Source organism: Streptomyces sp. NPDC007162 (assembly GCF_040634175.1).
Lineage (GTDB): Bacteria > Actinomycetota > Actinomycetes > Streptomycetales > Streptomycetaceae > Streptomyces.
Window position 1 is genome coordinate 1 of the sequence record NZ_JBEYFC010000113.1, and the last position, 21,720, is coordinate 21,720.

The 21,720-nt window shown below is 72.2% G+C and carries 21 protein-coding genes and 3 pseudogenes; 12 read left to right on the forward strand and 12 right to left on the reverse strand.

Going from position 1 to position 21,720, the window contains the following annotated elements; translation table 11 throughout:
- Nucleotides 1–97 precede the first annotated feature (97 nt).
- The 4 genes and pseudogenes from ABZ646_RS16075 to ABZ646_RS16090 form a co-directional block, all read left to right on the forward strand.
- Entirely contained in the window at nt 98–1,000 is a 903-nt protein-coding gene (locus ABZ646_RS16075; protein WP_360518570.1) for a ribokinase, read from the forward strand.
- Nucleotides 997–1,386, forward strand: coding sequence for a D-ribose pyranase (gene rbsD, locus ABZ646_RS16080; protein WP_360518573.1), 390 nt, complete (start codon nt 997–999; stop codon nt 1,384–1,386). Before ABZ646_RS16075 ends, rbsD begins: the two co-directional genes overlap by 4 nt.
- A gap of 332 nt (nt 1,387–1,718) precedes the next feature.
- Nucleotides 1,719–2,432, forward strand: a complete 714-nt coding sequence (locus ABZ646_RS16085; RefSeq protein WP_360518576.1) for a hypothetical protein — start codon at nt 1,719–1,721, stop codon at nt 2,430–2,432.
- A gap of 207 nt (nt 2,433–2,639) precedes the next feature.
- Nucleotides 2,640–2,797, forward strand: a pseudogene (locus ABZ646_RS16090) (winged helix-turn-helix transcriptional regulator); the annotation flags it as partial.
- A 170-nt stretch (nt 2,798–2,967) separates the two neighbouring features.
- Here the strand turns inward: ABZ646_RS16090 and ABZ646_RS16095 are convergent.
- Nucleotides 2,968–3,288, reverse strand: coding sequence for a GYD domain-containing protein (locus ABZ646_RS16095; protein WP_360518579.1), 321 nt, complete (start codon nt 3,286–3,288; stop codon nt 2,968–2,970).
- 259 nt (nt 3,289–3,547) lie between these two features.
- On the opposite strand from ABZ646_RS16095, the gene ABZ646_RS16100 reads away from it, so the two are divergent.
- Both ABZ646_RS16100 and mdlC read left to right on the forward strand, forming a co-directional pair.
- Nucleotides 3,548–3,823: an ABC transporter substrate-binding protein gene (locus ABZ646_RS16100; RefSeq protein WP_360518582.1), complete on the forward strand. Its 276-nt coding sequence runs from the start codon at nt 3,548–3,550 to the stop codon at nt 3,821–3,823.
- 26 nt (nt 3,824–3,849) lie between these two features.
- Nucleotides 3,850–5,166 (forward strand): annotated as a pseudogene (gene mdlC, locus ABZ646_RS16105) (benzoylformate decarboxylase); the annotation flags it as partial.
- Between the two features lie 212 nt (nt 5,167–5,378).
- Here mdlC and ABZ646_RS16110 read toward each other — a convergent pair.
- The 3 genes and pseudogenes from ABZ646_RS16110 to ABZ646_RS16120 form a co-directional block, all read right to left on the reverse strand.
- Nucleotides 5,379–5,717: pseudogene (locus ABZ646_RS16110) on the reverse strand (DNA polymerase III subunit beta); the annotation flags it as partial.
- A gap of 148 nt (nt 5,718–5,865) precedes the next feature.
- Entirely contained in the window at nt 5,866–6,147 is a 282-nt protein-coding gene (locus ABZ646_RS16115; RefSeq protein WP_360518585.1) for a hypothetical protein, read from the reverse strand.
- Nucleotides 6,144–6,344 carry a hypothetical protein gene (locus ABZ646_RS16120; protein ID WP_360518588.1) on the reverse strand — a complete coding sequence of 67 codons (201 nt, stop codon included), beginning with the start codon at nt 6,342–6,344 and terminating at the stop codon, nt 6,144–6,146. The genes ABZ646_RS16115 and ABZ646_RS16120 overlap by 4 nt, the downstream gene beginning before the upstream one ends.
- Before the next feature lie 128 nt (nt 6,345–6,472).
- Here ABZ646_RS16120 and ABZ646_RS16125 point away from each other — a divergent pair, with 128 nt between their 5' ends.
- Together ABZ646_RS16125 and ABZ646_RS16130 are read left to right on the forward strand one after the other, a co-directional pair.
- Nucleotides 6,473–7,297, forward strand: a complete 825-nt coding sequence (locus tag ABZ646_RS16125) for a helix-turn-helix transcriptional regulator (protein WP_360518591.1) — start codon at nt 6,473–6,475, stop codon at nt 7,295–7,297.
- Nucleotides 7,284–7,487 carry a DUF397 domain-containing protein gene (locus ABZ646_RS16130; RefSeq protein ID WP_360518594.1) on the forward strand — a complete coding sequence of 68 codons (204 nt, stop codon included), beginning with the start codon at nt 7,284–7,286 and terminating at the stop codon, nt 7,485–7,487. Before ABZ646_RS16125 ends, ABZ646_RS16130 begins: the two co-directional genes overlap by 14 nt.
- Here the strand turns inward: ABZ646_RS16130 and ABZ646_RS16135 are convergent.
- The 5 genes from ABZ646_RS16135 to ABZ646_RS16155 form a co-directional block, all read right to left on the reverse strand.
- A complete protein-coding gene (locus ABZ646_RS16135; protein WP_360518597.1) occupies nt 7,477–8,238 on the reverse strand; it encodes an HNH endonuclease in 762 nt (253 codons plus the stop codon). The genes ABZ646_RS16130 and ABZ646_RS16135 overlap by 11 nt on opposite strands.
- Nucleotides 8,235–9,626, reverse strand: coding sequence for an AAA family ATPase (locus ABZ646_RS16140; protein ID WP_360518600.1), 1,392 nt, complete (start codon nt 9,624–9,626; stop codon nt 8,235–8,237). Before ABZ646_RS16140 ends, ABZ646_RS16135 begins: the two co-directional genes overlap by 4 nt.
- A gap of 96 nt (nt 9,627–9,722) precedes the next feature.
- Nucleotides 9,723–10,523, reverse strand: a complete 801-nt coding sequence (locus tag ABZ646_RS16145; protein ID WP_360518630.1) for a sugar phosphate isomerase/epimerase family protein — start codon at nt 10,521–10,523, stop codon at nt 9,723–9,725.
- Between the two features lie 32 nt (nt 10,524–10,555).
- Nucleotides 10,556–11,710 carry a dihydrodipicolinate synthase family protein gene (locus ABZ646_RS16150; protein ID WP_360518603.1) on the reverse strand — a complete coding sequence of 385 codons (1,155 nt, stop codon included), beginning with the start codon at nt 11,708–11,710 and terminating at the stop codon, nt 10,556–10,558.
- Nucleotides 11,707–12,864, reverse strand: coding sequence for a Gfo/Idh/MocA family oxidoreductase (locus ABZ646_RS16155; RefSeq protein WP_360518606.1), 1,158 nt, complete (start codon nt 12,862–12,864; stop codon nt 11,707–11,709). The genes ABZ646_RS16150 and ABZ646_RS16155 overlap by 4 nt, the downstream gene beginning before the upstream one ends.
- Nucleotides 12,865–13,103: 239 nt before the next feature.
- Here ABZ646_RS16155 and ABZ646_RS16160 point away from each other — a divergent pair, with 239 nt between their 5' ends.
- Complete coding sequence (locus ABZ646_RS16160) at nt 13,104–14,150, forward strand: LacI family DNA-binding transcriptional regulator (protein ID WP_360518609.1); 1,047 nt, start codon at nt 13,104–13,106, stop codon at nt 14,148–14,150.
- 531 nt (nt 14,151–14,681) lie between these two features.
- Here the strand turns inward: ABZ646_RS16160 and ABZ646_RS16165 are convergent.
- Both ABZ646_RS16165 and ABZ646_RS16170 read right to left on the reverse strand, forming a co-directional pair.
- On the reverse strand, nt 14,682–15,917 hold the full coding sequence (locus tag ABZ646_RS16165) for an FAD-dependent monooxygenase (RefSeq protein WP_360518612.1): 1,236 nt from the start codon (nt 15,915–15,917) through the stop codon (nt 14,682–14,684).
- Between the two features lie 145 nt (nt 15,918–16,062).
- On the reverse strand, nt 16,063–16,464 hold the full coding sequence (locus ABZ646_RS16170; RefSeq protein WP_360518615.1) for a hypothetical protein: 402 nt from the start codon (nt 16,462–16,464) through the stop codon (nt 16,063–16,065).
- 383 nt (nt 16,465–16,847) lie between these two features.
- On the opposite strand from ABZ646_RS16170, the gene ABZ646_RS16175 reads away from it, so the two are divergent.
- Together ABZ646_RS16175 and ABZ646_RS16180 are read left to right on the forward strand one after the other, a co-directional pair.
- On the forward strand, nt 16,848–17,783 hold the full coding sequence (locus ABZ646_RS16175; RefSeq protein WP_360518618.1) for a bifunctional helix-turn-helix transcriptional regulator/GNAT family N-acetyltransferase: 936 nt from the start codon (nt 16,848–16,850) through the stop codon (nt 17,781–17,783).
- 16 nt (nt 17,784–17,799) lie between these two features.
- Nucleotides 17,800–18,600 carry a sugar phosphate isomerase/epimerase family protein gene (locus tag ABZ646_RS16180; RefSeq protein ID WP_360518621.1) on the forward strand — a complete coding sequence of 267 codons (801 nt, stop codon included), beginning with the start codon at nt 17,800–17,802 and terminating at the stop codon, nt 18,598–18,600.
- Nucleotides 18,601–18,802: 202 nt separating this feature from the next.
- Here the strand turns inward: ABZ646_RS16180 and aroA are convergent, their stop codons facing one another.
- On the reverse strand, nt 18,803–20,053 hold the full coding sequence (gene aroA, locus ABZ646_RS16185) for a 3-phosphoshikimate 1-carboxyvinyltransferase (RefSeq protein WP_360518624.1): 1,251 nt from the start codon (nt 20,051–20,053) through the stop codon (nt 18,803–18,805).
- A 306-nt stretch (nt 20,054–20,359) separates the two neighbouring features.
- Here aroA and ABZ646_RS16190 point away from each other — a divergent pair.
- The coding region (locus tag ABZ646_RS16190) for a glycoside hydrolase family 3 protein (RefSeq protein ID WP_360518627.1) at nt 20,360–21,720 on the forward strand (1,361 nt) is incomplete at its 3' end.

Sequence of the window (21,720 nt, forward strand, 5' to 3'; positions counted from 1 at the left end):
GCCCGGATCGCGGTCGTCGTGGACGTGCGTGGCCGGGCCGTTCACTTCGGTGTGCGGCCCGGCCGCCTCGCCGCTCATTCGCTTAGGGAGTCATGTGATGTACGAGTACGACCTCCTGGTCGTGGGGTCGGCCAACGCCGACCTGGTCATCGAGGTCGAGCGGCGGCCGGCCGCCGGGGAGACGGTGCTGGGCGGCGACCTCGCCACGCACCCCGGCGGCAAGGGCGCCAACCAGGCGGTCGCCGCCGCCCGGCTCGGGGCCCGTACCGCCCTGCTGGCCCGGGTCGGCGACGACGCGCACGGCAGGCTGCTGCTCGACTCGCAGCGGTCGGCCGGGGTGGACACGGCGGGGGTGCTGGTCGGCGGGGCGCCCACGGGCGTCGCCCTGATCACCGTGGACCCCTCCGGCGACAACAGCATCGTGGTCTCCCCCGGCGCGAACGGACGTCTCGCACCGGCGGACGTACGGGCCGCGACCGGCCTGCTCCACCGCTCCCGGGTGGTCTCCGCACAGCTGGAGGTCCCGCTGGAGACGGTGCTGGAGGTGGTACGGAACCTGGCGCCGGGCAGCCGCTTCGTGCTGAACCCGTCACCGCCGCTGCCCCTGCCCCCTGAGGTGCTCGCGGCCTGCGACCCGCTGATCGTCAACGAGCACGAGGCGAAGGCGATCCTCGGCGGAACGGGCGTGAGCGGGGAACCGGCCGACTGGGCCCGGCTGCTGCTCGCGAAGGGACCGAGGTCGGTGGTGGTGACGCTGGGCGCGGACGGCGCGCTGGTGGCCGACGGCGACGAGGTGACGGCCGTCCCCTCCGTGCGGGTGGCCGCGGTGGACACCACGGGCGCCGGGGACGCGTTCACGGCGGCCCTCGCGGTACGGCTGGGCGGCGGCGCCTCACTGCCGGAGGCGGCGGCGTACGCGGCCCGGGTCGGGGCGGCGGCGGTGACGAAGCGGGGCGCGCAGGAGTCGTACCCGACGGCGAAGGAGGTCGAGGCGCTGTGAGGAAGGCCGGGATTCTCAACCGTCATCTCTCCGGTGCGCTGGCCGAGCTGGGGCACGGGCACGGGGTGCTGGTCTGTGACGCCGGGATGCCGATCCCGCACGGGCCGCGCGTCGTCGACCTGGCGTTCCGGGCCGGGGTGCCGTCCTTCGCCGAGGTGCTGGAGGGACTGCTGGACGAGCTGGTCGTGGAGGGCGCGACGGCGGCGACCGAGATCCGCGAGGCCAATCCGGCCGCCGCCGCCCTGCTGGACGACCGCTTTCCCGACCTGGCCCTGGTCCCGCACGAACGGCTGAAGGACCTGTCGGCGGACGCACACCTGATCGTCCGCACGGGCGAGGCCCGCCCGTACGCGAACGTGCTGCTGCGGTGCGGGGTGTTCTTCTAGGCGCCGGTTCGGCAGCCGATCGCTTCCCGGAGCAGCAGTACGGTGCCGCGCGCCGGAGACCCCCTGGTCCGGCTCCCCGTCATAAGGATCACGCCCCGCGGCCGATGAAGATCTCCTATTCATCAGATCGGACGGGCCTGACAACCGGCAAACTGGGTCGGCCTGCCGTTGTCGGATGCTGCCGGAAGGCGCTAGGAGGCCGAGTCTTGCGTTGGAGACGTGGTAAGAAGGCAGGGCGTCGCCGGGACGGGGACGGGCCGTATGAGGGTGTGTCGTCTTCACGAGCGGTCTCGCATCCGGGGGGTCTCCGCGATGAGCGCTGGCGCGAGTGGTTGCGGCGTTCACGGGTCGGGGTCGACCTGGTCGCCTGGTGGGATGAGGGCGGCATACGCGGTCGTATCGACGACACCCCGTACCAGGAGCGCCTCGTCGACCTGCTGTCCCGGGCCACGCCCCGGGACTGCGCCGCGATGGGCCTGGGCTGCAGTCGCCGTATCGACCGGCCGTGCCGGGAGCCGGAGACCTGCGGTCAGGATCCCATCGGCATCTCCGCCGCCGGTGCCGCTGCGGACCGTGAAGGTCCGGTGCCGGGAGCCTGCAGTTACTTCGTGGACTGCTGGAGCCCATGGGAACTGCGCGTGAATTTCTCCGCCGACGACCGCCACCGGGCCGTACACGTGAGCAACCCGAACCGCTCGGGCGAAGTCGGCGTCTGGGTGGACGGCGTTCCGCTGATGGTAGATGCCTGGCTGGATCAGTCCGGATACTGGGTGGGCGATCGGTTTTACGTGCTGCAGGCAGCAGGTCCGGAGGACCATCCCGAACAGCAGATCGCCCTTGGTCTGCTCGGCTACAGGATTCTCTCGCTCGTGATCCACGACACCCGGCGGAGCACGACCCGCCTGTTCGTCCCGGATCCCTCGGAGACATGGACCAATCCGCTCGTCCGCCTGGAGGGCGATCAGTTGCGTCTCTACGCGGACGAAGCCGCCGTTTCGGGTGACCACCCCGACCGATCGGTGCCCGCCGCATCACCACTGCCTTGAGCCTCAGCCGACTTGAGGTCGTGGTTCACAGGGCTGGTGTGACCGGCCTTCGGGGTGTGCACGCTGATCTGACCGGGCAGCCTTCCGCGTCTCCGTCTGCTGGGGAGCCGGTCGGCGTCGCGGCTCCGAACCACGCCGACCAGCTCGTCACACCGGCGGCGGACCGTGGACTCGGACACGTCGGCACCGCCGGCCCTGTCGGCGATCGTGCGCGAACTCCTGCGCGGACCCCACCGCTTCACAGAGTTGCGCGACGCCCTGCCCGGCATCAGCCCGCACACCCTGACCAGCCGGGTGCGCCGGTTCGAGTGCCACGGCATCGTCCTGCGCACCGCCTACCCGGAGATCCCCCACGGGTCGAGTACCGGCTCACCCCTCTCGGCGAAGGACTGCGCGCTGTCCTCGACACCATGGCCACCTGGGTCCTGACAGTCCCCGACGGCGAACCCGCCGTCAACGCGTGCCCCTCCCAGCCCGTCGACGCACACTCCGATCCGGCACCAGCAGACACCTGTGCGGGCCGGGCCCCGTCCGCCTACGCGCCGGGCGGCCGGAAGTCGACCTGTCGGCGGGCCGCCTCGTCGACCTCGTCGAGGGTGAGGAGGGGCGTGGCCCGGGTACGGAGCGCGCCGCTGGCCTTCACGCTGAGACTGGCGGCGGCCATCGAGACGGCGTCGGGGAAGTCGAGGACGCACACGAGGTCGTCCTCCCCGAAGGAGAAGTACATGGCCTCGACGGTCCCGCCGAGCCCGGCGACCACCCGCTCGACGGCCGCACGACGACCACTCGCGCCCTCCTTGAGCAGGCCCTTCGTTCCCTCGGGGGTGTAGCTGGCCTGGATGAGGAACTTCGGCATGCGGGACTCCCTGCCCGTGACGGGTCCGACGTGCAACAAGCCCTTCCCACCGGCACGCCCGCCACCGGTCACCGAACGGCCGGATTCATCCGTACGGCATATCGCACCGGCGTGGACGCACCTCCGCGCCCCCGGCGCACCGCCATGAAAGCCGGGGCGGGTTGTAGAGATCATGACAGATCCGGGTAGGGATGCCGACATGCCTTTACGTCGGTTACACCGGTTACGTCGATCACGTTCGGGAACGAAACGCACCGCCGTGCTGCTCGCCGCCGCGGCGCTGGTCCTGGCGGGCTGTGACAGCGGCGGCGGCTCGCAGAGCAGTGACGGACGGCAGCAGCTGACCGTGCCCGCGCTGCCGCTCACCGACTCCGCCGCCCTCTACCTGGCCCGGGACCGCGGACTGTTCGCCAAGGAAGGCCTGGACGTGCACATCGAGCCCGTGCAGCAGAGCATCCCGGCGTTGCCCGCGTTGCTCAAGGGACAGGTCGACGTCATCGCGAGCGCGAACCACGTCACCTACCTCCAGGCGTAGGGCTGCAGGAGTCCGTCGCCGTCGGCATGGCGGCCGGGTACGCGCTCGGCGCCGTCTTCAACGCCTACCGCGACCGGGTGCCGCTGGTGATCGTGGCGGGTCAGCAGGCACGCTCGCTGATCCAGCTGCGGCCGTTCCTCGGTGCCGACGAACCGGCCCTGTTCCCACGCCCGTACGTGAAGTACCCGCGCCAGCCGGAGCGGGCCGAGGACGTGCCGGCCGTGCTCGCCGAGGCGTACCGGGTCGCGATGGCGCCGCCGCGCGGCCCTGTGTTCGTGTCCGTGCCCGAGGACGACTGGGACCGGCCCGCGGAGCACGTCGCACCCCGCGCGGCGCACTCCGGGCTCACGGCCGCCCCGGCCGCCCTCGACGCGCTCGCCGCCCGGCTGGAGACCTGCGCGCGCCCGGCGCTCGTGGTGGGCCCCGGCGTGGACGACGAGGACGCGCTGGACCAGGCGCGGGTGCTGGCCGAGCGGCCCCGGGCCGCGGTGTGGATCAGCCCGCTCTCCGGCCGTTCCGGCTTCCCGGAGTCGCACCCGCTGTTCCAGGGCTTCCTGCCGCCGCTCGCCCGCGCGCTGTCCGCACGTCTCGCGCCGTACGACGTGGCGGTGGCGCTCGGCGCGCCGGTGTTCACCTACCACGTGGCGGACGGCGGGCCGCCGCTCGCACCCGGTACCGAGCTGTTCCACCTGGACTGCGACCCCGGCCAGGCCGCCTGGCTGCCCACCGGCACCAGCATCGTGACCACCCTGCGGCCCGCGCTGACGCGGCTCACCGGGCTGCTGAAGGAGACCGACCGGGAACCGCCGCCGCCCCGTCCGGTACCGCCCCCGGCCCCCGCCGACGGGGACGTCACCCCGGAGCTGCTCCTCGACCTGCTGCGGGCCCGGCTGCCCCGCGACCGGGTGCTCGTGGAGGAGGCCCCGAGCCACCGTGACGCGCTGCACGCGCGCGTGCCCGTCGCGTCGGGCGGCGGCTTCCTCACCACGGGCAGCGGTGCCCTCGGCTGGGGCCTGCCCCTCGCCGTGGGCCGGGCGCTCGCCGACCGGCGCCGGGTGGTGTGCGTGGTCGGGGACGGCTCGGCGATGTACTCGGTGCAGGCACGGTGGAGCGCGGCCCGTCACACGGCCCCGGCCAGCTATGTCCTGCTGGACAACGGCGGTTATGCGGCTGTCCGCGCGCTGGGCCGCCGGATAGGTCTCCCGGCCGTCCCGGGCACGGACATCACGGGCATCGACTTCCCGGCCCTGGCCGAGTCCCTCGGCTGCCCGGCGGCGCGCGCCGAACAGACGGCGGAACTCCCGGCCGCCCTGGACCGAGCCCTGGGCCTGGATGACGACGCCGGTCCCTTCCTGCTGCTTCGAGGGGGGCCGGTCCGTCGACCGGCCCCCCTCGGCTTTCCCCTCCGGATCAGAACCCCCGCGATCCCCCCGGATCCCCCTCCGAAAGTCCTGACACCACGTATGACAGGCGAGGTGGGGGGAGGGTTGTACAGGAGTTCAAGATTCTTTCCGGCGGCGGCGACGACGGTGGCGACGCCGGCGGTGACGTACGGTCAGCTCTCCAGCCGGACCGGCATCAGCATCGAGAAGGCGCCCTCGTCGTCGGGGCGGCGGATCACGATCGGCGCCGCGGGCGCTCCGAACTCCAGAACCAGCCGGTCCCGGGCCCCGGCGGCCAGCGCAGCCAGCAGGAACTCACGGTTGACGGCGACACGGTCCGGATCGTCGTCGCCGTCGGCACAGAGGGTCACCGAGCCGCCGTCCTGCACCCGGAGCACGCTGAGGTCGGGCACCCCGGGCTCCGCGGGGCGGACAGGACCGGTCTCCAGAGCCTGCCGGAAGGCAGGCACCTCGACGACGGCACGGCGTCCGTCGGCCCGGGGCAGGAGCCGACCGGAGTGACCCCTTGAGGTCCGACACTTCCAGGGGGAGCCCAAGTCGAAGACACTGTGGCTGGATCCGTCCCTCCCGGCGTACCGAAAGGCCCTGGCTCCCTGGGTGAACGCGGTGAACTCGTAGTCGTGGCCCGGTGGAGGTGGCTCAGCCCACGGGATCGCACGGCAGCCGTGCGCCCCTGCTCTCCGCGACGCGTTTGACGTCCCGCAGGGATTCGGTCAACCGCGCGGCGAGGTAGCGCAGTTCGTCACGGACCACGTGGTGCTCCGCGAGGAGGGCGGCGGCGTGGTCCAGCAGGCCGTCCGCCATGCCGAGGTGCAGGGTCTCGATCTGATCCGCGAGCCGCGAGACATGCCCCTCGCCATCGCTGACGAGGTAGCACGGCTTGCCGTCCGCGCCGGTCCAGGGAAGCAGGCGCCCGTTCATGCGTAGGTCTCCACGTGGTCGAGGTAGGGGCGGACGAGCGGGCTGTCCTCGCCGCGCAAGGGGGCTTCGCCCCTGCGGTACGCCGTCGGGCGGCCGACGTACGGGCAGGAGTACGGATACGTGGCGCGCCGTCGCCCGCGAGCGGGCAGGAAGAGCCGGAGCAACGGCTCGACCAGCCGGGCCAGGAGATGTGCCATGCCGACCTTCTTTCTCACCTGCGGTGACTGCGTTGTGTAGCGCTTCCCTCACAGAGTGGGGTCGGAGGTGGCTACGCTTCCAGAGGCGGGGACTTGACAGAGCCTTTGTCAGGACGGGAGTTGGCCACTTGAGCGAGCGCCAGAAGCCTCGGACGCAACGGGAGAAGTACGGGGAGGAGCTGCGACTGCGGCGCGTCGCGGCCGGTCTCACTCAGGAGGGGCTGGGCGAACTGGTCGTGTGCTCGCCCACGTTGATCAGCCACTTCGAGGCGGGGAGGCGGTTGCCGAAGCCCGACGATGCGCGCCGGATCGACCGGTCCCTCAAGACGGACGGGTTCTTCGAGCGGTGGCTGGTGGATCTGGAGTCCAAGTACGCCGACCACTTCGCGGCCGTGGCCGAACTTGAGCAACAGGCCACGCTGATCCAGCAGTTCGCACTCTCGCTGGTGCCCGGCGTGTTCCAGACCGATGGCTACGCTCGTGCCGTGTTCCGCGCGTACCGGCCGAACCACACGGCGGACGAACTTGACCAGGCCGTTGTCATTCGAACACAGCGTGCCCGGATCCTCGAAGGCCCGTCGAACCCGGTCGTCTGGACGCTGCTCGACGAGTCGGTGCTGCGGCGTTGCGTGGGCGGTCCGGACGTCATGGCCGAGCAACTTCGAAAGATCGCCGACCTGTCCGAGGCGGGGCGGGTTCGCGTGCACGTCCTTCCGTACGGCGTCGGGGCGCACGCGCTTCAGCAGAGCTACCTCACGCTCATGAGCTTCGAGGACGCCGCCCCGGTGGCCTACGTAGAGGGCTTCCTGACCGGCCACTTGATGGATGATCCGGCGCTGGTGGCCGCAAGCCAGACCGCATACGCTCTAGCTCTGAGCGACGCTTTGTCGCAGCAGAAGTCACTCGCCTTCGTCAGAGCAGCAGCGGAGGAGCACGCGGATGGTCAGCGGTGAGCGCTCGCAGTGGTACAAGTCCAGCTACAGCGGCGGAGATCAGGGCGACTGCCTCGAAGTAGCCCCCGGCCACCCCGTCGTCCCCGTCCGTGACAGCAAAGCGGGACCCACCGGACCGGCGCTGGTCTTCTCCCCCCACGGGTGGGCCGCGTTCGTCGGGGCCGTGCGGGACGGGCGTATCAGTAGCTGACCCCCCTGAAGTGCATGAATGCGGCGCGTAGTTCGGGATCCAGCAGGAGGTCGAGGATCTCCTCCTCCCCGGCGAACAGATCACCGGCCGCCGGGTGGCCGGACTGGTGGAACATGGCGACCAGGACATCGACGAGAGGGTGGTTCCAGGCGAGCCGGACGATCTTCTTCGCTTCGTCGCTTTTCCCCCTGTCCATGGTCATGCGCCACTGCTGCATGAAGATCCCGGCCGTCGCGTAGGCGTCCATGCGCCCCTTGACCAGGACCGTTCTCGTGTTGAGGCCGAACACCTCGATGCAGGCCCGGCCCCGGTCGGTCAGCCCCCGGTACGTTCCGACCGGGAGCACCAGGTGGAGGTGATCCAGGGGATCCTCCGCTGTCGGGTCCACCAGCAGGGGGCTGCCGTCGGGCGCGAGGGGGAAGTGGTTGCGCTTCTGGTTGCTGTTGCAGAACGAGCAGGCGAGCAGATGGTTGAGCCAGTCGAAGGTACGCAGCGGAGCCAGGCTCTTCGGCTCGAAGTGGTCGATGTCCGTGCCCTGGCTGTCGCCGCAGTACATGCAGCGTTCGTGGCCGGGAGCCATCTCCGTGAGCCCCGCGCGCAGTGCGGGGCGAATCTGCCGACGGCTCTCCCAGAGCTCCTTCGCTCTCTCCTTGCGTTCCTTCTCCGTGGCCTGCTGCCGGATGTCGTCGGTGTACCCGTTCAGCAGTTCCGCCGTACCCGCCGACAGGACCGCACGCCGAAGCCGGATCACTCCTCTTCGTCCTCCGGGCTCCCGGTGATCTTCTCCCCGATCCGGCGGAGGTGCGCGCTCACCTCGTCCACACGGGCCGACGGCGAGCTGGCGAGCCGATGCTTGAGCTCCCGGTAGCGGTCGAGTGACTGGCGTGACGAGGCCCCGTCGTAGATCTCCGCCTCCAGCTCCACGAACTCGGCCCGCACCCGCTCGGCCCGCTCGGAGTAGGGCGTGTCGAGACCGAAGAGGTCGGAGAGGACGGCGTCGTCGCCGCTGCCGTACACCACCCGGTCGTAGAGGTCCTGGTCGACGACCTCGGGCGGGCGCGCCTCGTCCACTCCCGGCAGCCGGATCAGGCCGCCGGGGTCGGCGGCCTGGCAGATGTAGGGGCTGTGCGTGGTGACGATGAACTGGATGTGGGGGAAGTGAGCGGTCAGCCACGGGCCGATGCGGCGCTGCCAGGAGACGTGCAGATGGGCGTCGATCTCGTCGATGATGACGACGCCCGGCACGAGGCGAAGGCCGGAGTTCTCGCCCAGGCCGGTGAACGCGGCGTCGCCGAAGGCGTCGTGGATCTGCTTCAGGATGTCGACGACCAGGGCGGCGACCGTCCGGAGGCCGTCGCTCGTCTCGCGCAACGGGAAGCGCTGCCCGTCGCGGGTGACCCACAGCCCCTCGGAGTCGACGTCCTCGACGCGATAGCCGTCCGGGAGCAGTCCGTCGCCGAGGACTGCCAACGCCGCGTTCTTGAGTTCCTCGGCGCCCTGCCGGCCTTCGAGTGCGCGCAGGTGCTGCTCGATCAGCCAGGCGACGCCCTCGGCGAGCGACGCGTCCTCGTGGAACAGGCTCGCCTGCCGGGCCACCGTGCCGGAGGCCAGCATCAGCCGCTGGACCTCGCCGGAGCCCCCCGCCATGCGCCGGAACGGACCGTAGGCCGCGCAGAACCAGCCCACCGGGTTGTCGGCCCACGGCCCTCTGCGCGCCGGGCTCGTGCTCGCCTTCGAGCTGAACCTGATCTCCTCCAGCGCGGGCTGCGCACCTCTACGGCTCGTGAATCCCTCCGTCGGCGCCGTCCACGTGAGCCCGACCGGGAACTCGTTCAGCGTCCGCCCCTTGGCAGTGAACCCGTCGAAGTACTCGTGCCGGACGATCTCGGCCACCACGGTGCCCGCATCCGCTCCCCGGGCGATCCAGTCCTCGAATCCCTGGACGAGACCCCGCGCGGCCACCGGTCCGCCCAGCGCCAGCGCCATGGCCCGCAGCAGCGTCGTCTTGCCCGAGCCGTTGCGCCCGGCGAGCACGGTCCATCCGGCGTGGCTGCCGTCGGGGCGGGTCAGGGTGAGGTCGACCTCGCGGGGGCCGTGGAAGGACTTGATGTCCTTCACGGTGATCCGGCTGACGTACATGGGCGTCGGCGTCCGTTCCGTTCGGGTGTCGCACCCGATCTTAGGGCCGTGGCCTGCCCTTCGGCCCGGGAAGGGAGTGGGCAGGCCACCGGTGTGTCAGTGCGCCGTGTGCGTCACGAACCTCTCCGCCGTCTCCGTGAGGACCTCGCGGCCGTCGCGGGCCCACAGGCCGTCGTTGAAGAGTTCGACCTCGATGGGGCCGGTGTAGCCGGCCGCCTCCACGTAGCCCTGCCACTCGCGCATGTCGATCGCGCCGTCGCCGATCTGGCCGCGGCCGTTGAGGACGCCCTCCGGCAACGGGGTGGTCCAGTCGGCGAGTTGGAAGGTGTGGATACGGCCGCCGGCGCCGGCGCGGGCGATCTGGGCGGGGGCCTGGTCGTCCCACCAGATGTGGTACGTGTCGACGGTGACGCCGACCTGGTGGGCGGGGAAGCGCTCCGCGAGGTCCAGGGCCTGGGTGAGGGTGGAGACCACGCAGCGGTCGGCGGCGTACATCGGGTGCAGGGGTTCGACGGCCAGCCGGACGCCGTGCTCCTCGGCGTAGGGACCGAGGACGGACAGGGCGTCGGCGATGCGTTCGCGGGCGCCGTGCAGGTCCTTGGAGCCCGCCGGGAGACCGCCGGAGACCAGGACCAGCACCTCGGTGCCGAGGGTCGCGGCCTCCTCGACGGCGCGGCGGTTGTCGGCCAGGGCCGCCGCGCGTTCGTCCGGGTCGATCGCCGTGAGGAATCCGCCCCGGCACAGGGTGGTGACCGTCAGGCCCGCCTCGCGCACCAGTTTGGCGGTCGCCTCGACGCCGTACGACTGCACCGGTTCGCGCCACAGGCCCACGCCGGGGACGCCCAGTTCCAGGCAGGCGTCGACCAGTTCGGGCAGTGACAGCTGCTTGACGGTCATCTGGTTGATCGAGAAGCGGGACAGGTCGCCGGTCACTGGTTCACTCCGTACAGGGCGAGGAGGGTCTTCATGCGGTCCTCGGCCAGCTTGGGGTCCGGGAACAGGCCCAGCCCGTCGGCGAGTTCGTAGGCGCGGGTGAAGTGCGGCAGGGAACGGGCCGACTGGAGGCCGCCGACCATGGTGAAGTGGGACTGGTGGCCGGCCAGCCAGGCCAGGAAGACCACGCCCGTCTTGTAGAAGCGGGTGGGCGCCTGGAAGAGGTGGCGGGAGAGTTCGACGGTGGGGTCCAACAGGCCGCGGAAGCCCGCCGTGTCCCCGGTGTCCAGGACGCGGACCGCCTGTGCCGCCAGCGGGCCCAGCGGGTCGAAGATGCCGAGCAGGGCGTGGCTGAAGCCCTGCTCGTCGCCCGCGATCAGCTCGGGGTAGTTGAAGTCGTCGCCGGTGTAGCAGCGGACCCCGCCGGGCAGGCGGCGGCGGATGTCGATCTCCCGCCGGGCCTCCAGGAGCGACACCTTGATGCCGTCGACCTTGTCGGGGTGGGCGGCGATGACCTCCAGGAAGGTGCCGGTGGCCGCGTCCAGGTCGGACGAGCCCCAGTAGCCCTCCAGGGCCGGGTCGAACATGGGGCCGAGCCAGTGCAGGACGACCGGCTCGGAGGCCTGGCGGAGCAGGTGGCCGTAGACGTCGAGGTAGTCCTCGGGCCCGGAGGCGGCCGCGGCCAGCGCCCGGGAGGCCATCAGGATGGCCTGGGCGCCGGTCTCCTCGACGAGGGCGAGCTGCTCCTCGTACGCGGCCCGGACCTCGGCCAGGGTCGCCGGGCCGGTCAGCTGGTCGGTGCCGACGCCGCAGGCGATCCGGCCGCCGACCGCCTTCGCCTCGGCGCCGCTGCGCCGGATCAGCTCGGCCGCGCCCGCCCAGTCCAGGCCCATGCCGCGCTGGGCGGTGTCCATCGCCTCGGCGACGCCCAGGCCGTGCGACCACAGGTGGCGGCGGAAGGCGAGGGTGGCGTCCCAGTCGACGGCCGCGGGCGCGTCGGGACTGGTGTCCGCGAACGGGTCGGCGACGACGTGCGCCGCCGAGAAGACCGTACGGGAGGTGAAGGGGGTGCCGGGGGTGACGGCGAGCGGTTCGGTGCGGGGTTCGTACGTCCGCAACGAGCCGTCGGCCAGGGGCAGTCGGATGGTCACAGCGAGATCTCCGGGACGTCGATACGGCGGCCCTGCGCCGAGGACTGCAGGCCCAGTTCGGCGAGCTGCACGCCGCGGGCGCCGGCCAGCAGGTCCCAGTGGTAGGGCGCGTCGGCGTAGACGTGCTTGAGGAACAGCTCCCACTGGGCCTTGAAGCCGTTGTCGAACTCGGTGTTGTCCGGGATCTCCTGCCACTGCTCGCGGAAGGCGTAGGTGGCCGGGATGTCCGGGTTCCAGACCGGCATGGGCGTCGCGCTGCGGTGCTGGACACGGCAGTTGCGCAGGCCGGCGACCGCTGAGCCTTCGGTGCCGTCCACCTGGAACTCGACGAGTTCGTCGCGGTTGACGCGGACCGCCCAGGAGGAGTTGATCTGGGCGATGGCGCCGCCGTCGAGTTCGAAGATGCCGTAGGCGGCGTCGTCGGCGGTGGCGTCGTAGGGCTTGCCGCCCTCGTCCCAGCGCTGCGGGATGTGGGTGGCGGTGAGGGCCTGGACGGACTTCACCCGGCCGAACAGCTCGTGCAGCACGTACTCCCAGTGCGGGAACATGTCGACGACGATGCCGCCGCCGTCCTCCGCGCGGTAGTTCCAGGACGGCCGCTGGGCGGTCTGCCAGTCGCCCTCGAAGACCCAGTAGCCGAACTCGCCGCGGACCGACAGGATCCGGCCGAAGAAGCCGCCGTCGATGAGCCGCTTCAGCTTGAGCAGGCCGGGCAGGAAGAGCTTGTCCTGGACGACGCCGTGCTTGATGCCCTTCGCCTCGGCGAGCCGGGCCAGCGCCAGGGCGCCCTCAAGCCCGGTCGCGGTCGGCTTCTCGGTGTAGATGTGCTTTCCGGCGGCGATGGCCTGCTTCAGGGCCTCCTCGCGGGCGGAGGTGACCTGCGCGTCGAAGTAGATGTCGATGGTGGGGTCGGCGAGGACCGCGTCCAGGTCGGTGGAGATGTGCTCGGAGGACAGGCCGTGCCGGTCGGCGATCTCGCGGAGCGCGTGCTCCCGGCGGCCGACGAGGACCGGTTCCGGCCACAGCACGGTGCCGTCGCCGAGGTCGAGGCCGCCCTGTTCGCGCAGCGCGAGGATCGAGCGGACGAGGTGCTGGCGGTAGCCCATGCGCCCGGTCACGCCGTTCATGGCGATACGCACCGTCTTGCGTGTCACGTGTTTCCCTTCGTCCGCATGCGCCCCAGCGGCGCAGCAAGCGCTTTCTATACGGTCTGAAGCTAGCCTTTCCCCACTGGTCTGTACAAGACCGTGACGGGGTCGAGTTGTTCGAGGGGGCGAACAACCGGGGTGATTGGCCTTATGGTCTGCACGGCAAGGGGGCTTCCTTTGAGCTGGCTGTTGATCAGTGTGTGTACGACGGCGTACAACGAGACGCGCGACCGGAGGACGACGAGATGACGGTGACCCTGGCGGACGTGGCGGCCCGCGCCCAGGTCTCGCCCGCGACGGTGTCGCGCGTACTGAACGGTAACTACCCGGTGGCGGCGACCACTCGGGAGCGGGTGCTGCGGGCGGTGGACGAGCTGGACTACGTCCTCAACGGGCCGGCGAGCGCGTTGGCGGCGGCCACCTCCGACCTCGTCGGCATCCTCGTCAACGACATCGCCGACCCGTTCTTCGGCATCATGGCGGGCGCGATCCAGTCGGAGATCGGGGGGCCCGGCGGGCGTGCGGGGGGCGAGCGGCTGGCTGTGGTGTGCAACACAGGGGGGTCGCCCGAGCGGGAGCTGACCTATCTGACCCTGCTCCAGCGGCAGCGGGCGGCGGCCGTGGTGCTGACCGGCGGGGCCGTGGAGGACGCGCCGCACGCGGCGGCGGTGACGGCGAAGCTGCGGAAGCTGGCGGACGCCGGGACCCGGGTGGTGCTGTGCGGGCGGCCGCCGGCGCCGGACACCGACGCGGTGGCGCTGACCTTCGACAACCGCGGGGGCGGCAAGCAGCTGACCGAGCACCTCATCGGGCTCGGGCACCGGCGGCTCGGCTACATCGCCGGCCCCGAGGAGCGGACGACCACCCGGCACCGGCTGGAGGGCCATCGGGCGGCGCTGGCCGCGGCCGGGATCGAGGAGGACCCGCGCTGGACCGTGCACGGGCGGTACGACCGGCGGGCGGGGTACGAGGCGACGCTGGAGCTGCTGCGGCGGGACCCTTCGCTCACGGCGGTGGTGGCCGCGAACGACTCCGTGGCGCTGGGGGCGTGCGCGGCGCTGCGGGAGTCGGGGCTGCGGATCCCGGCGGACGTGTCGGTGGCCGGGTTCGACGACCTGCCGTTCAGCATCGACGTGGTGCCCGCGCTGACGACGGTGCGGTTGCCGTTGGCGGAGGCGGGGGCGCGGGCGGGGCGGATCGCCATGGGGCGGGAGGAGCCGCCGCCGGGTGGGATCGCGACCATTCGCGGGGAGCTGATGGTGCGGGGGTCGTCGGGGGGGCCGCGGGTCTGAGGCTCCGGGGTGCATTCCCGCCCACCCACCCGTTCACCGTCGATGAAGAGGTGACGTCCGGGGGCGCCGTCGACGGACAGGGGACGTGCGGACGCGCGGACGTGCGGGCCGCCCGACCGGGTCCCGAGGAGGCGGCGCCCCGAAACGCCCTCGCCGGGGGGGCGACGCCACGATCGTCCGCCCCCGCCGGACGGGCGGCGCGCGTGTGCGGGACGCCCGGCGGAGGGTGCCGTGGCGATGACCCGAGGCACCCCCGGCGGACGGCAGCGTGACGATGGCCCGACACTCCCCCGGCGGACGGCAGCGTGACGGAAGCCCGAGACTCGGGCTTCCTGCCGGACGGGCGACGCGAAGGCGCGAGCCGCCCGGCTGCGCCCCCAAGAGGCCATGGCCCGGGGCGCCCCCGGCGGAGGGTGACGTGGTGAAACTCCCCCGCCGGACGGGCGACGCGCGTGTGCGGGACGCCCGGCTGGGCTTCCAGGAGGCCATGGCCCGAGGTGCCCCCGGGCGGGGCGTGGTGGGGGTTCGGGGTCAGCTGGTGTGCGAGGGCGGGCGGTGCAGCAGAGGTAGGGGGGTCTCGCCTCGTTTTCTGTCGTGGTACCAGCGTTTGCCGGTGTCGTAGGCGCGGAGGGCCTTGCGGACCGGCGTCCGCTGGGTGGCGAGGTGGGCCTGGTAGCGCCAGGCGGGCTGGTGGCCCTGGCGGACCGCCATCGCGTAGGCGAAGTCGACCGGGTCACGCTCCAGGTACCCGTCGGGGTGCTCGAACCAGGCCATGCTGGTGCGCGCCGACGCCTGGACGCGGTGCAGTTCCGCGCGGCGGCGTCTGTCGTACTCGCGCAGCGCGACCTGCGGATCGGCGAAGTGCTTGAGTGCCTCGGAGAGCACGATCGCGTCGATCACGGCCAGCCGGGTGCCGGAGCCCAGGGTGAAGTGGGTGGTGTGCGCGGCGTCGCCGGCCAGGACCACGTTGCCGTCGACCCAGGTCCTGTTGGTGACGTGGGCGAAGCGCTGCCACTTCGCCGGTGCGCCGCGCGACCTGCTGATCAGGGAGTGGCCGTCGAGCGGACGGTGGAAGACCTTCTCCAGCAGGGGCACGGCGTCGTCCTCGTCCAGCGTGTCCAGGCCGAGGCCCTGCCAGGTCTCCGGGGAGCACTCCACGATGCAGGTGCTGACGCCCTTGAACGACGGGTAGGCGTGGAACCAGATCCAGCCCGCCTCGGTCTCCTCGAAGGCGAACACGAAACCGTCGAACTGCCGGTCCGTGCCGAGCCAGATGAAGGGGTTGCGGCCGGTCTCCAGCCGGGTGCCGAAGTGCTCGGCGCGGCTCTGCCGGATCCGGCTGTTGGCGCCGTCGGCGGCCACCACCAGGTCGGCCTCGGGCAGGTCGGCGGGGTCGGTGAGGCGCTCCCCGTGCCGTACGTCCACGCCCAGGGACCGCGCGCGCCGGGTCAGGATGTCGAGGAGGGCGGCGCGGCCCATGCTGTAGCCGTAGCCGTTGAGGTGGGCCGTGCCGTCGTGGCGGTAGCCGTGCACGCGGATGTCCTGCTGCTGCCAGAGCACGGAGCCGGCGCTGACCGCGCGGGCGCTCTCGGGGTCGTTGCGGTGCAGGATGTCCAGCAGGTCGCTCCAGTAGACGACGCCCCAGCCGTACGTGGCCTCCGGCGGGTCCGCCTCCACGACGGTGATCTCGTGTCCGGCGTCCCGCAGTTTCGCAGAGATCGAGAAGTACAGTCCGGCCGGGCCTCCGCCCACGCAGACGATCCTCATCCGGTCACCGCCTCCACAGCCTGGGGGCCTGGTGGCCCGTAAGGGTTTCGGTGCAAGGGGTTCTGGTGCACGGGTCCGGGTGCCCGCAGGCGGGCACCCGGATCCGCCCTCCGCTCCCAGGGAGCTTCAGGGACTGCGACTTGGGTCAGTCTCCCCAGCCTCCGCCGCCCCAGCCGCCGTCGTCGCCCCAGCCACCGCCGTGGCCGCCGCCCCAGCCGTAGTCGTCGTCGCCGCCGTAGCCGTAACCGCCGTGGCCGTGGCCGCCGTAACCGCCGTAGTCTCCGCCGTAACCGCCGTAGTCTCCGCCGTAACCGCCGTGGTCTCCCCGACCGCCGTGGTCTCCGCCGTATCCGCCGTGGTCTCCGCCATTGCCACCGTGGCCGCCGCCGTAGCCTCCGCCGCCGTGGCCTCCGCCGCCTCCGCCGTGGTCTTCCAGGAAGGTGCCGACGTGCGCGGGTGCGGAGTTGGTGGCCGCGCCGGCGACCCCCGCTCCGGCCGCGAGCGCCAGGATGGGCGCCGAGATCGCAGCGATGGCGACCCTCTTCATACGTGTGGTGTGCGCGCGCATGTGCTCGCCCCTCTCCGAGGGTGTGGATGTGTACGGCGCCCGCTCCAGGGGGCCGCCCTGCATGCGCTCCAGAGCCTGCGCGCAGCCCTGGGCGCGTCCGCCGCCCTCGATGCGGTTCTCCGCACCGCACGGGTTCTCAGGCGGACCACGTCACTCCCGAAGTTGAAACGGACATAAGTGACGTTCGTGTATAAACCTACGGCGCTGACGCTTCGAAGTCAAAAGCAGGACCAGTACCGGCCAAAAAGAGCAAGTAAAGCGCGCGGGGCCCGCGTTCGGGCCGACGCCTTCCGACCTGACGAGGTGACGGGATAATCTCGGGGGACGGTATCTCTGACTCAGTCAAACATCGGAGTCCAGCCATGACCGTCCAGGACGTCCGCGCCTTCAACCGCTTCTACACCAATCTCATCGGCGCCCTCGACTACGGCCGCCACCTCTACGCCCCGTACACCCTGACCGAGGCCCGGGTGCTCTACGAGCTCGCGCACGCCACGGACACCGACGCCGCCGACCTGCGCACCGATCTCGCACTCGACGCCGGGTACTTGAGCCGGATCCTCAACAAGTTCGAGGAGGCCGGGCTGATCGAGCGCGCCCCCTCGCGGAAGGACCCCCGGCGGCGACGGGTGTCCCTCACCCCGGCCGGCCGGTCCGCCGCCGGGCTGCTGGACGAGCGGGCCCGGGATTCGGTCGGCTCGCTCCTCGGGGCCGTCGACCCCGGCGAGCGGTCCCGTCTCGCCGAGGCCATGCGCACCATCCGCACCATCCTCGGCGACGGGCCCGCCCCGGACGCCGTCGGCGAGGCCGTGCTGCGCGAGCCGCGCCCCGGCGACCTGGGCTGGATCGTGCAGCGCAACGCCGCGCTGTACGCCGCCGAGTACGGCTTCAACGCCGACTACGAGGGGCTCGTCGCCCGGATCGTCGCCGACTACGCCGAGGACCACGACCCGCACCTGGAGCGGACCTGGATCGCCGAGTGGGCGGGACGGCCGGTGGGCTGCGTGATGTGTGTACGGGACGACGCCCCCGGCACCGCGCGGCTGCGGCTGCTGCTGGTCGAACCGGAGGCCCGCGGGCTCGGCATCGGGGACCGGCTGGTGGGTGCCGTGGTCGACTTCGCGCGCGGGGTCGGTTACCGGGACCTGGTGCTGTGGACCAATGACATCCTGTCCTCGGCCCGCCGCCTCTACCAGCGGCACGGCTTCGTCCTCAGCGCCGAGAAACCGCACCGCTCCTTCGGGCAGGACCTGGTCGGGCAGGACTGGCGGCTCGATCTGCACGGAACGGGCCGGTGAGACTAGGTTGGTGAACATGAAGTTCGCCTTCTCCACCCTCGGGGTCCCCGGTCTGCCGGTCACGGACGTACTGGCGCTCGCCACCGCGCACGGCTACCACGGTGTAGAGCTGCGCGCCCATCCGGAGGAACCGGTGCACCCCGGCCTCGGGCCCGCCCAACGCGCCGACATCGCCGCCGAGTTCAAGTCGTGCGGGGTGGAAGTCCTGGGCGTCGCGGGGTACGCGCGCGTCGCCGCGCCCGGCGAGGACGCCCCGGTCATCGACGAGGTACGCCAACTCCTCCAGCTCGCCCACGACTTGGGTGCACCCTTCGTCCGCGTCTTTCCCGGCGCCGATCCCGACCTGCCCGTCGCCGAGTCCGACGCGATCGCCGCCCGGCGACTCGGCACGGTCGCCGAGGACGCCGCGGCGCTAGGGGTGCGCGTCCTGCTGGAGACCCACGACTCGCACCGCACCGGCGCCGACGCCATCCGCGTCCTCGGCCCGGTCGGCCACCGCATGGCCGGGGCCCTCTGGGACGTGATGCACACCTGGCTCGGCGGCGAACAGCCCGCCGAGACCTATGCCGCCCTCGCCCCCCACCTCGGCTACGTCCAGGTCAAGGACATCGCCTCGGCCGAGGACACCACCCCGCTGCCGCTCGGCGCCGGGATCCTGCCCCTCTCCGACTGCGTGGAGGTCCTCTCCCGGCACGGTTGGGACGGCTGGCTGTGCTGGGAGTACGAGAAGCGCTGGTACGAGTCGGCGGCCCCGTTGCCCGGTCTGCTGCAGGCGGGCCGCGAACACCTTTCCCGGCTGCTCACCGAGTCGGCCTGACCACGACACCACGGCGTCCGGCCGACCCGGCGACGCGACGGCCGGTCCACGGACGTGGCGGAGGTGCACGGGCCGCGGCGCGCAGCCCACAGATGCGACGGCCGACCCCCGCCGCGCAGCCGACCCGGCGGCGCGAGGGGCCGCCCCGGCGCTGGGGCCGCGTGCCGGTGGGAGAATCCGGCCGTCGACGTGGGACGGGGGCTCAGGCGGCGTCGAGCGGGATCCCCCAGCCCGCCGCCAGCTCACCGAACACCTCGTGGAACTCCGGGAAGGTCTTCTTCACGCAGCCCGGGTCGTCGAAGGTGATGCCCGGGGCGCGCAGGGCGGTCACCGCGAAGGACATGACGACGCGGTGGTCGCCGTAGGTCTTGATCTCGGCGGGGGCGGGGGTGCCGGGGCGGATCTCGATCCAGTCGTCGCCCGTCTCGGCAGCCACGCCCAGCCGCCGCAGGTTCTCCGCGCAGGCGTCCAGCCGATCGCACTCCTTCACCCGGGTGTTGGCCACGTCCTCGATCCGGACGGGGCCGTCCGCGAAGGGGGCGACGGCCGCGAGGGTGGGCATGGTGTCGGAGATGTCCCGCATGTTGACGGTGAGGCCGCGGAGTTCGCCGGTGCCCCGGACGGTGGTGCGGTCCGCGGCGATTTCCACCTCCGCGCCCATCCTCCGCAGGACGTCCACGAAACCCAGGTCGCCCTGGAGGGCACCCTGTCCGAGACCCGGGACGGTGACCTCACGGCCCGTCACGGCCGCCGCGGCGAAGAAGTAGCTCGCGGTGGAGGCGTCGGGCTCGACCGCGTAGGTGGTGGCCCGGTAGCCGCCCGGCGGTACGACGAAGGTGTCCCCCTCCCGTGCCACCACTACCCCGAACGACCGCATCATCGCGAGGGTGATCTCCACGTACGGCGCGGACACCAGGTCCGTCACCCGGATCCGCAGGCCCCTGCGGGTCAGCGGGCCGAGCATCAGCAGCGCGCTGAGGTACTGCGAGGACTGGCCGGCGTCGAGCGTCACCTCGCCGCCCTCGACCCCGGCCGCCTCGATGCGGAGCGGGTGGTGGCCCTCCGCACCCTCGTGGCGCAGGTCGACACCGAGGTCGCACAGGGCGCGGGTGAGCGGGGCGAGGGGGCGGCGGCGCATCTGCTCGGACGCGTCGAAGCGGTAGCTGCCGCGGCCGGCGGCGGCGAGGGTCGGCAGGAAGCGGGCGGTGGTGGCGCCGTCCCGGCAGTGGACGTCGGCGGAGGGCAGCGCGGGGCCCTGCGGGCGGCCGTCCACCTGCCAGGTGTCGGGGGTGCGGCCGACGCGGTAGCCGAGCCGGGTCAGGCCCTCGGCGAAGCCCTCGGTGTCGTCGGAGCGGAGCGGGCGCACGAGGGTGGTGACCCCGTCGGCGGCGGCCGCGAGGAAGAGGGCGCGGGCGGTGACGGATTTGGAACCGGGGATGTGGGCGAGGGGCATGCGTCGATGATCTCCGGTTCCTGGCGGGTGAGGGGATGTCTGTCCATGGGGTGGAACGGGTTGTTCGGTGTGTGACGGCCGGTGGGAACCGGACCCCGCCCCCGTCCGTCCGACGCGCAGGCTGTCGGAAGCGTCACCGTGGTGCGGTGTCGGCCGTCGCGGCCGGCTGCGACCGGCCGGCCCACCCTCTCCGCCGCACCGCGGCCGCCGGCCCGCCGCCATCGACGTGCCCCCTCCAATGCGCCGATGGCGGCCCCTTTCCGGCTACCGTGCCCTCAGCCGTTCCCCCCACCGCAAGGAGCGCACGTGCCCTCCAGACGCACCCTCCTCGCCGCGACCGCGGGCGTCACCGCGGCACTGGCCGCCGGCAACAGCGCCTACTCCCTCGGCTCCGACGACAAGAAGCTGCGTTCCCTCATCTCCGGGATGACGCTCCGGGAGAAGGTCGGCCAGCTGTTCGTGGTGCGGTTCTACGGCCACTCCGCCACCGCCCCCGACCAGTCCGACATCGACGCCAACCTCAGGGAGATCGGCGTCCGCACCGCCGCCGAGCTCGTCGCGAAGTACCGGGTCGGCGGAATCATCTACTTCACCTGGACCCACAACACCCGTGATCCCCGGCAGATCGCCGAGCTGTCGAACGGCATCCAGCGGGCGTCCCTGGACCAGCCGCGCGGGCTGCCCGTGCTCATCGCCACCGACCAGGAGCACGGCGCCGTCTGCCGGATCGGTGAGCCCGCCGCCCTCTTCCCGGGCGCGATGGCGGTCGGGGCGGGCGGCTCGACGGCCGACGCCCGCACCCTCGGCCGGGTCTCCGGCGCGGAACTGCGGGCGATGGGCGTCCGCCAGGACTACTCCCCCGACGCCGACGTCAACGTGAACCCGGCCAACCCGATCATCGGCGTACGCTCCTTCGGCGCCGATCCGCACGCGGTGGGCGCGCTGGTCGCCGCCGAGGCGCAGGGGTACCGGGAGGCCGGGGTGGCCGCCACCGCCAAGCACTTCCCCGGGCACGGCGACACCGCCGTGGACAGCCACACCGGCTTCCCCGTCATCACGCACAGCCGGGAGCTGTGGGAGGAGCTCGACGCGGTTCCCTTCCGGGCCGCGATCAGGGCCGGCATCGACTCGATCATGACCGCGCACATCCAGTTCCCGGCCCTGGACGGCTCCGGCGACCCGGCCACCCTCTCCCACCCCGTCGTCACCGGCATCCTGCGCGGCGAACTCGGCTACGACGGGGTCGTGGTGACCGACTCGCTGGGCATGGCGGGCGTGCGGACGAAGTACGGCGACGACCGGGTGCCCGTGCTCGCCCTCAGGGCCGGTGTCGACCAGCTCCTCGACCCGCCCGACCTCGACGTCGCGTGGAACGCCGTCCTGAAGGCCGTACAGGACGGCGAGCTGACGGAGTCCCGGTTGGACGAGTCGATCCTGCGCATCCTGCGGCTGAAGTCCCGGCTGGGGCTGCTCGACAGGCCGTACGTCGACGTGAAGGACGTGCGCCGGGTGGTCGGCACGGCCGGGCACCTGGCCGCCGCCGACCGCGTCGCCGAGCGCACCACCACCCTGCTGGTCAACGAGGACGGCCTGCTCCCGCTGTCGCCCCGTGCGCACGGCAAGGTACTGGTGGTGGGCGCCGACCCGGCCTCCCCGTCCGGTACGAC

Excerpts from the sequence above, each read along its gene's own strand:
- ABZ646_RS16165 (WP_360518612.1), bottom strand. The coding sequence starts at position 15,917 with ATGAGGATCGTCTGCGTGGGCGGAGGCCCGGCCGGACTGTACTTCTCG.
- ABZ646_RS16140 (WP_360518600.1), bottom strand. The coding sequence starts at position 9,626 with ATGTACGTCAGCCGGATCACCGTGAAGGACATCAAGTCCTTCCACGGC.
- ABZ646_RS16115 (WP_360518585.1), bottom strand. The coding sequence starts at position 6,147 with ATGAACGGGCGCCTGCTTCCCTGGACCGGCGCGGACGGCAAGCCGTGC.
- ABZ646_RS16130 (WP_360518594.1), top strand. The coding sequence starts at position 7,284 with ATGGTCAGCGGTGAGCGCTCGCAGTGGTACAAGTCCAGCTACAGCGGC.
- ABZ646_RS16170 (WP_360518615.1), bottom strand. The coding sequence starts at position 16,464 with ATGAAGAGGGTCGCCATCGCTGCGATCTCGGCGCCCATCCTGGCGCTC.
- ABZ646_RS16075 (WP_360518570.1), top strand. The coding sequence starts at position 98 with ATGTACGAGTACGACCTCCTGGTCGTGGGGTCGGCCAACGCCGACCTG.
- ABZ646_RS16160 (WP_360518609.1), top strand. The coding sequence starts at position 13,104 with ATGACGGTGACCCTGGCGGACGTGGCGGCCCGCGCCCAGGTCTCGCCC.
- ABZ646_RS16120 (WP_360518588.1), bottom strand. The coding sequence starts at position 6,344 with ATGGCACATCTCCTGGCCCGGCTGGTCGAGCCGTTGCTCCGGCTCTTC.
- ABZ646_RS16095 (WP_360518579.1), bottom strand. The coding sequence starts at position 3,288 with ATGCCGAAGTTCCTCATCCAGGCCAGCTACACCCCCGAGGGAACGAAG.
- aroA (WP_360518624.1), bottom strand. The coding sequence starts at position 20,053 with ATGCCCCTCGCCCACATCCCCGGTTCCAAATCCGTCACCGCCCGCGCC.
- ABZ646_RS16180 (WP_360518621.1), top strand. The coding sequence starts at position 17,800 with ATGAAGTTCGCCTTCTCCACCCTCGGGGTCCCCGGTCTGCCGGTCACG.
- ABZ646_RS16145 (WP_360518630.1), bottom strand. The coding sequence starts at position 10,523 with ATGACCGTCAAGCAGCTGTCACTGCCCGAACTGGTCGACGCCTGCCTG.
- ABZ646_RS16175 (WP_360518618.1), top strand. The coding sequence starts at position 16,848 with ATGACCGTCCAGGACGTCCGCGCCTTCAACCGCTTCTACACCAATCTC.